Below are 11,969 nucleotides of genomic sequence, written 5' to 3'. Positions count from 1 at the left end.
ATTTCTCCAAAAATTAATTCTTAAATACAAATTTACCAAGGTAATCTACCAGAGGAACCGCCATGTCGTTCTCGCTCAATTTCTATTCGTTGTCGTAATCTGCTATAAACTTCACGAGCTAGAGCTTCAAGATCGGCTGTATCATCTTTATCATCTTCTTGAGAAAATGAAGATGCGCTCTCTATCGTCTCAGTTACTGGTGCTATTTCTCTAGATATGTCGGGTGGAGTAACTTCTCCACCATCAGCAAAGCCTCTATATGAAGGAAGATGTTTAGCAAAAATTTGTGGTGATTCTGAAACATGAGAAGATTCATAATTTTGGCTATTAAATTCTCCATCATTAAAATTAAAGCTGGTGAATTCATCATCATTTCCATTTAGTAAATCTTCTACACTTGACCATTGAGAAGGTGTATTTGACCATTGGGAAGATGTCTTAGTGGGAGAATTTGCTTTGCGGAAAATCAGGGGAGGTGATGAGTATTGGGGTGAGGATTCACCTACATCAATTGTTTCATTGTGAAGGGTATGAATCTCTGGAGAATTGAGAATAGAAAGTTTCTGTTTACTAATATTCAACCCCAAGTTAGAAATACTTAAAGAATTGGATATCTCAGGTGAATCAGTCTCAGCACTTTTTAGCTGTAATGAAGTGTCTGAAAAAGAATCGACTTTAGTCGGAGTCTCTGAAGAAATTGTTTCTTCTGGTTCTGTGGAATTGGGTGTCTGTAAACTTGGAAGGATAATATCTTGGGGTGTTTCCACCCGTGTTGATGTGATGTAGTAGGGGTAGATTCTTCTGTGCATCTCTAGTATTAATCACAAACTCCCCAGGTGTAAGCATTGCAGGTACTGTATCCGAGGCTGCTATCTGCTGGCGATTTTCAACGCGGGAATCTGTTACGTGGCCACCAGTAGCATAACCTTTAGGTGCTGGCAAATTTTCTGCGATCGCATTTTGCTCAATTTGAGGTAGTGTGTTTACCTCATTTTGTGGGGAGGTGGGATTATCTGAGGTATCAACAAAGGTTAATATTTCAGGATTTTCTTCATTTGTTACCGCAAAGGTAAATTCTGATTCTACTATTTGTTCATTGTCAATAATTTCCCTGAAAATACTCGCAGTTTCACCAATCTCAGGTGATATGGCGCTAATTGCTGGTATTTCAGAAATCTCAGGCGATGTGGCGGTAATTATTGGTGCTTCAACAATCTCAGATGATGTGGCGCTAATTGGTGCGATCGCAGTTTCACTTATCTCAGGCGATGTAGGAGTAATTATTGGTATTTCAGAAATCTCTAGCGATGTCGCAGAAAGCGGTGCGATCGCAGTTTTACCTATCTCAGGCGATATGGCGCTAATTGCTGGTATTTCAGAAATCTCTGGCGATGTCGCACTAATTGGTGCGATCGCAGTTTCATCAATCTCAGGCGATATGGCGCTAATTGGTGCTTCAACAATCTCAGGTGATGTGGCGCTAATTGCTGGTATTTGAGAAATCTCTGGCGTCGCGGTAAGTGGTGCGATCGCAGTTTCACCAATCTCAGATGATATGGCGCTAATTGCTGGTATTTGAGAAATCTCTGGCGTCGCGGTAAGTGGTGCGATCGCAGTTTTACCTATCTCAGGCGATGTCGGAGTAATTATTGGTATTTCAGAAATCTCTGACGATGTGGTAAGTGGTGCGATCGCAGTTTCACCTATCTCAGGCGATGTCGGAGTAATTATTGGTATTTGAGAAATCTCTGGCGTCGCGGTAAGTGGTGCGATCGCAGTTTTACCTATCTCAGGCGATGTCGGAGTAATTATTGGTATTTGAGAAATCTCTGGCGATGTGGTAAGTGGTGCGATCGCAGTTTCACCAATCTCAGACGATATGGCGCTAATTGCTGGTATTTCAGAAATCTCTGGCGTCGCGGTAAGTGGTGCGATCGCAGTTTCACCTATCTCAGGCGATGTCGGAGTAATTATTGGTATTTGAGAAATCTCTGGCGTCGCGGTAAGTGGTGCGATCGCAGTTTCACCTATCTCAGGCGATGTCGGAGTAATTATTGGTATTTGAGAAATCTCTGGCGTCGCGGTAAGTGGTGCGATCGCAGTTTTACCTATCTCAGGCGATGTCGGAGTAATTATTGGTATTTCAGAAATCTCTGGCGATGTGGTAAGTGGTGCGATCGCAGTTTCACCTATCTTAGGTGATGTCGGAGTAATTATTGGTGTTTCAACAATCTCTGGCGATGTAGCGGAAAGTGGTGCGATCGCAGTTTCACCTATCTTAGGTGATGTCGGAGTAATTATTGGTGTTTCAACAATCTCTGGCGATGTAGCGGAAAGTGGTGCGATCGCAGTTTCACCTATCTCAGGCGATGTCGGAGTAATTATTGGTATTTGAGAAATCTCTGGCGATGTGGTAAGTGGTGCGATCGCAGTTTCACCTATCTCAGGCGATGTCGGAGTAATTATTGGTATTTGAGAAATCTCTGGCGATGTGGTAAGTGGCGCGATCGCAGTTTTACCTATCTCAGGCGATATGGCGCTAATTGCTGGTGTTTCAACAATCTCTGGCGTCGCGGTAAGTGGTGCGATCGCAGTTTCACCTATCTTAGGTGATGTCGGAGTAATTATTGGTATTTCAACAATCTCAGGTGGGACTAAAATGGGCTGACTTTCTGTAAACTCGGTATTAGTACTTTCAAGATAGCTGTCACGTTGCAGTAAAGTCAGATTTGCTGAAGCATCTAAGACATTAAGCACCATAGCAGATTGTGACTCTGAAATTACTAACGGTTCATGATTATCAGAGTTTCTGAATAAATGAGGTGTGTCTTCAATCTCGGCTGAGGTAGGTGTTAGCTGAACAGGTATACTCGCTAGAGACTCACTTGAAACACTGGAATCAATTTCTTGTTGGATTGCAATAGTTTTTTTTGCAACTGAAGACTCAGAAGTAGGTACAACAATATGCTCTACTACAATATTTTCATCATTCGCCAAAGGATGAGTTAAAGTAGTTGCATCATCAAGATCGGGTGAGGTAAGTGCTGACGGCAAAGCTAGAGAATTTTCAACGACAGCATTATCTAGTCGCAATGTGGGTATTTCCAAATTAGCCCCAACAGACAGAGGCTCATTTAATGTTAATAAGCTATCTTCATTACCATTAATAGTAACATTGCTTTGAACAAGATTCTTAGCTACAGATGATTTGACTGCTTTTTTAGATTTTGGTTTTGATTTTTTCTTAAGTGGCTTTTGAGATTTATTTATTTTTTGTGATTTAGATTTACTTTTACTTTTAAGACTTAGTTGTTGCGAGGTATCATCAATTGTTTTTTTATCAATCCGATTTGGCAGGATTTCTGGAATACTGTCTTTTACTATTTCACTAGGATTAACATGACTATTTTCTGGTAGAGCTATTGAATCAAAAAAATCAGATTCCAGTAATGGCAAATCACTATTTATATCTTGATTATCCCAACTATCCCAACCTATTAATGGTTGTATCGATGGTTCATGTTCGCGAGATAAGAAAAATTTCGAGGATGTAACTAATGGTAGTTTAGTTTGTATGGGACTAAGAAAATTACTTCGTGAATGCAGAGAATGAGACTGTTTTCTCAATACCATTCTCTCAGGATTTGATAAAGATGATATTACCCCAAGGGGCTGAATATTGTTTCCTAGTGGAGATTGAATAATTTGCATAGTTATCGTTGAGAAATAGCCAATTAGCTAGAAACGAAATATCCACTTTTTTGATTTCGTTGTACAGAAGTGCCTCCCCCTGTAGACCTTGCAACTTGTAAACCCTCATACGCTAAAGTTAATTCTTCAATGGCAACTGCCTTACCATCTGCTTGGAGTGCAGGTGTTTTCCAGGTTATTGGAATAGCACCAATCAAAGTCCAACTCATCATCGTTTCACCGGCTTGATTGAAAATCAAAATATTGACATTGCGTCGAGATGTTTTCTTCTGTTCATCAAAAACTGCATTCATCCAGTTCCAAAAACCTGGATGATCGGTAACTCCACGTTTAAGAGTGATGTCTGCAAATTCTGTATGACCTAAATAAATTCTTTGCTGATCGTTAACGCCACCTTCTTGAAAGACATTTTTCTTAATTTGAATACTTAATCCTGAACATTCCGCGAAAGATGCAGCAATAGAACTGTCTATTTCTACATAGAAACGATTAGTAGTGACATAATTTAATTCGTGAGTAATGTTGCCATTATTAGCGCCTGTAGCCATCACAACCACCTTTGGGAATTATAATTACCTAGCCTTTCCCGCTGCGATCGCAAATCTTCTAGCAAAAGTTTATATACGTGTTCTGTAAGCTGGTTCATCAGCAGTGAGTCGTTGAGATATTTACTTGCCGTTTTAGCCGCCTTGGTAGCATCAGATGCCGCCGAAACCCCAGCATAGCCAGCAGTCCCGCCAACATCTCCATCGAAGGTGAAAAAATTTTGTTGCTGTTTTGAGTCCATAAATAAAAAAACTCTCCCTAAATCCAGGCTAAAGGTAGTGCATCAGAATCAAAAGTAGCCAAAAGTCGAACTTAGTTTTTGCCTGGATTTCGACTTTGGGTGAATTGTGTTACAAGTGCGATCGCAGTACTCTAGATGTTAGTAACAGCAAAATATTCACCTAGCTACTACTTGGGCATCTGGAGAAGAAAATGAGAGAACAGGTCAGCCGAGGGAAAAAAACTACTACAGGCTTCTCAATTCCATCCCTGAAACACCCAACACGTGGCTTTGGTTTGGAGTCGTCGGCAATTTCACGCCAAGCGGTTCCTGAAATACAACCACTCCATCAACCAGTTACTCACGATATCAGTCGCATACCTCTGCGTAGTCCCCAAGCAAAACTCTCAATTAGCCAGCCGGGAGACATTTACGAACAGGAAGCTGATAGTGTCGCACAGCAGGTAATGCAAAGAATGGCGCAGCCTGTAAATCGTCAGCATATCCAACGAGAAACATTGCCAGAAGATGAAGAAGAATTGCAGATGAAACCTCTGGCAAATTCCATCACGCCTTTGGTGCAACGAGAAGCATTGCCAGAGGATGAGGAAGAAGAATTGCAAATGAAACCTCTGGACAATAGCACACTGCAACGAGAAGCATTGCCAGAGGATGAGGAAGAAGAATTGCAGATGAAGCCGATGGTGCAGCGTCAAGGTGAAGTTGGGATGGATGCTGCGCCAGACTTGGAAGCGTCCATCAACCAAGCACGGGGGGGTGGAGGAGTGGCGATCGCAGACAACATCCGCGAACCGATGGAAGTGGCATTTGGCGCAGATTTTAGTAGGGTGAAGGTTCACACCGATGGTCAATCTGACCAGTTGAATCGGTCAATTCAGGCGCGGGCTTTCACGACGGGACAAGATGTGTTCTTTCGCCAAGGGGAATATAATCCTGGGAGTCGGGGTGGACAGGAGTTGTTAGCGCATGAGTTGACTCATGTAGTACAGCAAAATGGGGGGGCGGTAATGCGATCGGATTCCTCAGATAGCACCTCTAGCCTTCCTGAAGTAAATTTTGCCGCATTAAACATCCCAGGTGCAATAAACCATGTTAGTCGAAGAGACACCACCGTGCCTAGAAAGAGGGGTATCGGAGGGTGTCACGATCGATCTCAATGGGATAAATTGCGAAGCGTGCCTACAGGCACACCTATACCTTCTGGATTAGAAGTTACCGATGATCGTGTCCCTGAAGTTTTAATAGTTGATATTGCCAATCATCCTTCTGCCCCATCAGTACATCTTATCAACTACAATATTCCGGGTCTTGGTCGCGCCCAACTCACCGATGGTTCCGAAAAAAATATTAGAGACCCCAAGACTACTTATGATCCAACAGTTTGGACTATTCCTGTTCTAACCCAATCATTGCAAGAAGCTCTACAAGACGCATCAGATAGTAATGGAGGTACATTGCCGACTCAATGGACTGGAAGAGATAGAAACGGGGTAGCGTTAATGGGCTTTATTAGAGGTGGACAGTTAGCAACATTCTTTTTTGCATAGAAAATGAAAAACAATAAAAAGATGCATTATAAAATTATAAACAATCCGACATATACAAATACAATGAAAATAGGATTAGAGGTACAACCAGAAAACGAACCTCTTCAATTCTTTTTCACTAGCATGCGATTACACAAGTATCCTGAATTTATAAATGACATTTTAAATGACAGAGGTTATTTGGGAGACCCCCAGGGAGTGTTATTTTACAACGACCTAGATGACGAAGACTTTGCAACAGACAATGTATTTAACAAAGAGGAAGTGAAAGTATATCACCATGTCTTTGGTGAAAGCATTGTGTCTAAAAAAACATTCATACAAATGGTCTATGATTTTAGCTGCAAACTGTTAGATGTTTATGGTAACGATGGAAATATACCAGAAAATTGGAAACTTCAAATGGAAAATAGTTTAAAGGAATTAAGCCTAAAAATAGAACATTAACCTTCAATGCGATCGCCCGATCTTATAGGGTGCGTTAGCGACAGCGTAACGCACCAAATCATCGGTTCGGTGCGTTACGCTGTCGCTAACGCACCCTACTGGACATGATTGAAATTCACAAAGCCGGAAATACATATTATCCCAAATTGAATTAAACTGCGTAGGCGCAGCCCGCCGCAGGCATCGCCAATCTTGTAGAGGAGCAAGGATATCTTTGCAGGGTAAGAGAAAGTCTTTTTGATTCGGTGAAATTGGATGATTTATTTTTTGGAATTCCCTTACTTGAAGACAAAAGTTACTTCAGGGAAGGCAGAAGTTGCTACAGAGTGCGCGAAACACTGAAACGTCTTGGCAGAAGTTAATTCCGAGAAGGCAGAAGTTGATACAGAGTGCGCGAAACACTGAAACGTCTTGGCAGAAGTTAATTCCGAGAAGGCAGAAGTTGAGAGCTGATTCGTAAAGAAAATCTTAAGGATACCCAATTTATTGCTGGGCATGACTTTCAGAGAATTAACCCTTAATTGACTCAAATTCCTGAAACCCTTACCAGACAAATACTTTACTCTAGTTTACAAATTAGCTCTGATACAGAGTGCGCAAAACACCGAAACGTCTTGGCAAAAGTTAATTCCAAGAAGGCAAGCCCGCACTTCGACACCTTTCGGCTTTGCTCAAGGCAAGAAGCTCAGTGACCACCGCAAGCATCGCCCGATACCATAGAATCAACTTCCCAAACCCAAAAACTTAGACTTTCGATAAATTGTGTTACAAGTGCGATCGCAGTACTCTAGATATTATTAACAGTAAAATATTCATCTAGCTACTGCTTGGGCAATCTGGAGAAGAAAATGAGAGAACATGTCAGTCGGCAGAAAAAAACTACTACAGGCTTCTCGATTCCATCCCTGAAACAACCGATACGTGGCTTTGGTTTGGAGTCGTCGGCAATTTCACGCCAAGCAATTCCTAAAATACAACCACTCCATAAACCAGTCACTCACGATATCAGTCGCATATCACTGCGTTCTCAAGCAAAACTCTCAATTAGCCAACCTGGAGACAAATACGAACAGGAAGCTGATAGCGTCGCACAGCAAGTAATGCAAAGAATAACGCAACCTGTAAATCAGCAGTCTATCCATCGAGAAACATTGCCAGATTCAGAAGAATTGCAAATGAAACCTCTAGCAAATTCCATCACTCCTTTGGTGCAACGAGAAGCATTGCCAGAGGATGAGGAAGAATTGCAAATGAAATCTCTGGACAATCGCACACTGCAACGAGAAGCATTGCCAGAAGATGAGGAAGAATTGCAAATGAAATCTCTGGACAATCGCACACTGCAACGAGAAGCATTGCCAGAGGATGAGGAAGAATTGCAAATGAAATCTCTGGACAATCGCACACTGCAACGAGAAGCATTGCCAGAGGATGAGGAAGAATTGCAAATGAAATCTCTGGACAATCGCACACTGCAACGAGAAGCATTGCCAGAGGATGAGGAAGAATTGCAAATGAAATCTCTGGACAATCGCACACTGCAACGAGAAGCATTGCCAGAAGATGAAGAAGAATTGCAGATGAAGCCGATGGTGCAACGTCAGGCTAATGCTGGGATGGCTGCTACACCAGACCTGGAAGCGTCCATTAACCAAGCTAGGGGTGGCGGACAGTCGATGGCAGACAATATCCGCGAACCGATGGAGGTGGCATTTGGCGCAGATTTTAGTGGGGTAAAGGTTCACACGGATGGTCAGTCTGACCACTTGAATCGGTCAATTCAGGCGCGTGCTTTCACAACGGGACAGGATGTGTTCTTTCGTTCGGGAGAATATAATCCTGGGAGTCGGAGCGGACAGGAGTTGTTAGCGCATGAGTTGACCCCATGTAGTGCAGCAGAATGGGGGGGCAGTGATGCGATCGCCTTTACTACCACAGCAGTTACTGCAACACCCTGCCACCGAAACTCAATTTCCATCTTGTGGCGATCGCGTGAGCCAAGGGAGCGTCGCAGCACGTACAATTCAGTTGAAGTGGATTTGGGACGGTAACAAATGGAATTCAGACGCAGAAGATGCGGAGGAAACAAGGCCCAACTTCAAAGGGAAGAAAAAAGGTGACGTGTTCAACCCAACACCGACAGTAGACAATCCCGATATCAAAGGTCTGGCGGAACAGGAGAAGGAGAAGAAGATCCAGCCATATCTCGATCTGCTGGATCACCTTGGCGGCGAAATTAAGGACAAAAGTAATGTTAGCGGTGGGCATCTGCTCACCGCCATGCAGAATAAATGGAAATCAGAAAAATTCCAGATAATCAAAGGCGAACCGAACGACAACGCTGTGTGGGAGTGCCAATGGACCATAGGCAGCAGACAGCCCAAGAGTAGCACGATGTTTCCTAGTAAATGGGACAAGAGTACATTGCAAGAAGAGTTAATGAAATCAACCAGCGTAGGGCATAGGATAATTTTAAAGTCAGGAATCGAAATTCAAAAGAAGGGGAATACTTTCTATCCCCTGAAATGAGTGAGTGCGATCGCCCGATCTTCTAGAGTGAGTTAACGAAGTGCGATCGCCTGATTTTGTAGGTACGTTAGTGCGATCGCGATGTTGCCGTTAAAAAACTCCATAGCCAGTATATTCCCGCATTTCAGGAGATTGAAATCCTAGAACAATATCATCTTTTGGAACCCCTCGCTCTACAAGTTCTTGAGCCACTCTCATTTCCGTCATATTTTGCTCAATCGAAATTTTTCCCTGTTTAATATCCAAATGTAAGACACAACCATAGACTCGCCGATGACCATCCCATCCCACATTGATAACCATGTAATGGTCTTGTTTTGTATCAAAAACAGTGTAACAATCAATCTGACCATTGGCTATTGGGATAGCAGCATAAGCCGTCAACAAGGACTGAATGATATGGCGATTAGACTCTAGGGTATCCATTGTACAATTACCTCTTGAATTGGGTCATAAATAATTTGTTTAATCTGATATCTCTCTACAGATATTTGGGCAAATTCCCGCTTGAAAAAAGCTTCATAAACACCTATAGGCACTGCCAAATAGAGAATGCGAGTTGGATCGCTGATTTCTAAGGCAAGCCGATAATTCAAAAACTGTCCTAACGCAGCATGATAATCTGTTAGTGGTGAATCACTCAGAAACGTTTTAATCTCAACTGCAATTTTTTCTTCACCTCGCTCTGCCGCTAACAGTTGCTCTGCACCTAAATCTATTTCAAACTTAGTTCCGCCAACTTCCAGTCGCAGAGGATCGTCGGTTATCTTCCACTGCTATTTTTCTAAAGCAATTCTAACCACAGCATGAAATTTATCTTTAGCTGCCATCGTTAACTTTTTCTGATTTACTTAAAATTTTAGTGCGATCGCCAATCTTATCGGTTGAGTTGAGTGCGATCGCCCGATACCATAGAATCAGGTTCCCGAAAATTTATACTTTCGATAAATTGTGTTACGAGGGCGATCGCAGCAAAATCTGTAAACGCGAATATTTATGTATACATATCCAATTAACACTTAGCCTTAACTGAAGTGTATTGCCTCTAATTCTTCCCTTACAGATAAAGGCTGATACCCCAATGCAAAAGCTTTGGAACTATCCAAAGAAACATCAGTTGGTCTAGGTGCTGCCATTTTCACATCTTGTTGCCGACAAGATTTAAGTCTAGTGGCAGGAAGTTGCAATACTTCTACTAATATCTGTCCAAAATCATAACGTGAAATCCGCTCTTTGCCACCTAAATGAATGATGCCATTAACTTTTTCTAATGCTAATAAAAGTCCTTTGGCGGCAGTTGTTCCACTTACTGGGGTGCGAAATTCATCAATAAATAAATTTAGTTCTTTTTCGGCTTGTAAAGTTTGAATAAATGGCTGAATAAAGCTTTTCGCTGTGGGTGTTGCTGCACCAAACATCAACGGCATTCGACACACTGCGGTCATGGGATACCTTTCTAGCATATCTGCTTCTGCGATCGCCTTTTGCTCGCCGTAAAGATTGACAGGACACACGGCATCTGTTTCTCGATATGGAGCATTTAAACCATCAAAAACTAAGTCGGTCGAGGTAAAAGCACAAGGAATAGAATTATCCGCGCAAAGTCCGGCAATATTGCAAGATGCTATCACATTAATTGCGTGCGATTCTTTGGGGTTGGTTTGACAAAAATTTGGTTGCGAATGTGCAGCAGTATGAATAACTGCTTCTGGTTTGACATCATTAAAGATACGTTTCAATTCCTGAAAATTTGTTAAATCCGCTTGTAAAATTTTCATACCAGTAATCTCTAAAGGATGGGATAAATAAGTGCCATAAATCTCCCATTCTTGTTTGGCAAGCTGGCAAAGATGCCATCCTAAAAAACCACTTGCCCCAGTGATTAACAATTTTTTCATGTCTAATCGTAAACCGCTCAAGAAAAAATCCTTGTTACAGCAGGCTTATATTTTACACTGAGTAGTGGCAATAAAATACTATTGCAGCAATTCCTGAAACTGCTTTTTACTACGCACTTTGCTAAAGTCAGGGTCAGTTTTTGCTAATTTCTTGTATTTATCAGGAACAAGCTTGATTGCTTTGTCTAGGTTCTCAATTGCTAATTCTAGATTGCTTTGTAAAGCATAAGAGCAAGCTTTGTTGTAATACGCTTGGTGCAAATCTTGCTTGATGGCGATCGCTCTATTATAAGATGCGATCGCGTCTTGGTAGCGATGCAGCTTTGTTAGAGCTATGCCTCGGTTAATTAAGGCTTCATATTTGTCGGGTTTGATGGCGATCGCTTTGTTGTAAGATGCAAGAGCATCTTTGTAGCGTTGCAACGATGTTAAGGCAATGCCACGATTATACCAAGCTTCATATTTATCGGGTTTGATAGCGATCGCTCGATCGTAAGATGCAAGAGCGTCTTGGTAGCGTTGCAGCGATGTTAAGGCAATGCCACGGTTAATCCAAGCTTCAGGACTCTCAACTTTGATGGCGATCGCTTTATCATAAGCTTTTATGGCATCTTCATAATTATGTCTATCTAATAAATTGTTACCTTGATGAAAGTAATCTTCTGCTTTTTGGGTAGCCTTCGCTTCTATGAAAAGTTGGGTTACATTGCTTTCTTGGACAACCTGTGTAGTATTTTCTGCCGATGAGTTTTCCCCACCACTACAGCCAAATGTCAAGAAAGCTATCAAGCCAGATGCAACGAAGCAGTTCCGAAAAACCATGCTGTACCTACAAAAATTTTTAGATGATGTTCAAATTTGTTAGTTTTTTGAGTATTATCAAAATACACTAGTTTTTACCCATTAATTTACTTATATTTATTTTCCCAAAAAGTTTTGTTGACGATGCATAAAACTTTATCAAAATCAAGCGTATGTAATAATATCATATTAAATACACATAAAGCAATCGCTTAGAACCTGCTTTACTCAAAAAACAATTTATTTGTG

The 11,969-nt window shown here is 41.7% G+C and carries 11 protein-coding genes and 1 pseudogene; 4 read left to right on the top strand and 8 right to left on the bottom strand.

What is annotated here, in order from left to right; all coding sequences use genetic code 11:
* Positions 1-32: 32 nt before the first annotated feature.
* Genes NSTCB13_RS28525 through NSTCB13_RS28510 form a run of 4 tightly spaced genes read right to left on the bottom strand, consistent with a single transcriptional unit; the run spans position 33 to position 4,498 of the window.
* Positions 33-767: a hypothetical protein gene (locus tag NSTCB13_RS28525; RefSeq protein ID WP_448274611.1), complete on the bottom strand. Its 735-nt coding sequence runs from the start codon at positions 765-767 to the stop codon at positions 33-35.
* On the bottom strand, positions 676-3,711 hold the full coding sequence (locus NSTCB13_RS28520) for a hypothetical protein (protein WP_448274610.1): 3,036 nt from the start codon (positions 3,709-3,711) through the stop codon (positions 676-678). Before NSTCB13_RS28520 ends, NSTCB13_RS28525 begins: the two co-directional genes overlap by 92 nt.
* 23 nt (positions 3,712-3,734) lie before the next feature.
* Entirely contained in the window at positions 3,735-4,259 is a 525-nt protein-coding gene (locus NSTCB13_RS28515; protein WP_292725611.1) for a phage tail protein, read from the bottom strand.
* Positions 4,259-4,498 carry a hypothetical protein gene (locus NSTCB13_RS28510; RefSeq protein WP_445627012.1) on the bottom strand — a complete coding sequence of 80 codons (240 nt, stop codon included), beginning with the start codon at positions 4,496-4,498 and terminating at the stop codon, positions 4,259-4,261. Before NSTCB13_RS28510 ends, NSTCB13_RS28515 begins: the two co-directional genes overlap by 1 nt.
* A 191-nt stretch (positions 4,499-4,689) precedes the next feature.
* Here NSTCB13_RS28510 and NSTCB13_RS28505 point away from each other — a divergent pair, with 191 nt between their 5' ends.
* The 4 genes from NSTCB13_RS28505 (at position 4,690) to NSTCB13_RS28490 (ending at position 9,021) form a co-directional block, all read left to right on the top strand.
* The gene (locus tag NSTCB13_RS28505) at positions 4,690-6,045 is read left to right on the top strand and encodes an eCIS core domain-containing protein (RefSeq protein ID WP_448274609.1); all 1,356 of its coding nucleotides are present in this window, start codon (positions 4,690-4,692) and stop codon (positions 6,043-6,045) included.
* Between the two features lie 3 nt (positions 6,046-6,048).
* Positions 6,049-6,492 (top strand): hypothetical protein, encoded by a 444-nt coding sequence (locus tag NSTCB13_RS28500; RefSeq protein WP_448274608.1) that lies wholly within the window; start codon positions 6,049-6,051, stop codon positions 6,490-6,492.
* An 848-nt stretch (positions 6,493-7,340) separates the two neighbouring features.
* The gene (locus NSTCB13_RS28495) at positions 7,341-8,543 is read left to right on the top strand and encodes an eCIS core domain-containing protein (protein WP_448274607.1); all 1,203 of its coding nucleotides are present in this window, start codon (positions 7,341-7,343) and stop codon (positions 8,541-8,543) included.
* A complete protein-coding gene (locus NSTCB13_RS28490) occupies positions 8,521-9,021 on the top strand; it encodes an EndoU domain-containing protein (RefSeq protein WP_448274606.1) in 501 nt (166 codons plus the stop codon). Before NSTCB13_RS28495 ends, NSTCB13_RS28490 begins: the two co-directional genes overlap by 23 nt.
* 90 nt (positions 9,022-9,111) lie before the next feature.
* Here NSTCB13_RS28490 and NSTCB13_RS28485 read toward each other — a convergent pair whose 3' ends face one another.
* The 4 genes and pseudogenes from NSTCB13_RS28485 to NSTCB13_RS28470 form a co-directional block, all read right to left on the bottom strand.
* Positions 9,112-9,447 carry an element excision factor XisI family protein gene (locus NSTCB13_RS28485; protein WP_448274605.1) on the bottom strand — a complete coding sequence of 112 codons (336 nt, stop codon included), beginning with the start codon at positions 9,445-9,447 and terminating at the stop codon, positions 9,112-9,114.
* A pseudogene (locus tag NSTCB13_RS28480) lies at positions 9,435-9,851 on the bottom strand (XisH family protein). Before NSTCB13_RS28480 ends, NSTCB13_RS28485 begins: the two are co-directional and overlap by 13 nt.
* 195 nt (positions 9,852-10,046) lie before the next feature.
* Positions 10,047-10,919 carry an SDR family oxidoreductase gene (locus tag NSTCB13_RS28475; RefSeq protein WP_445627019.1) on the bottom strand — a complete coding sequence of 291 codons (873 nt, stop codon included), beginning with the start codon at positions 10,917-10,919 and terminating at the stop codon, positions 10,047-10,049.
* Positions 10,920-10,997: 78 nt separating this feature from the next.
* The gene (locus NSTCB13_RS28470; protein WP_448274604.1) at positions 10,998-11,741 is read right to left on the bottom strand and encodes a tetratricopeptide repeat protein; all 744 of its coding nucleotides are present in this window, start codon (positions 11,739-11,741) and stop codon (positions 10,998-11,000) included.
* Positions 11,742-11,969: the final 228 nt, after the last annotated feature.

The sequence above is a fragment of the Nostoc sp. DSM 114160 genome (assembly GCF_053470305.1).
Note: the sequence above shows the minus strand (reverse complement) of the source record. Positions and strands in the feature narration are given on the sequence as shown.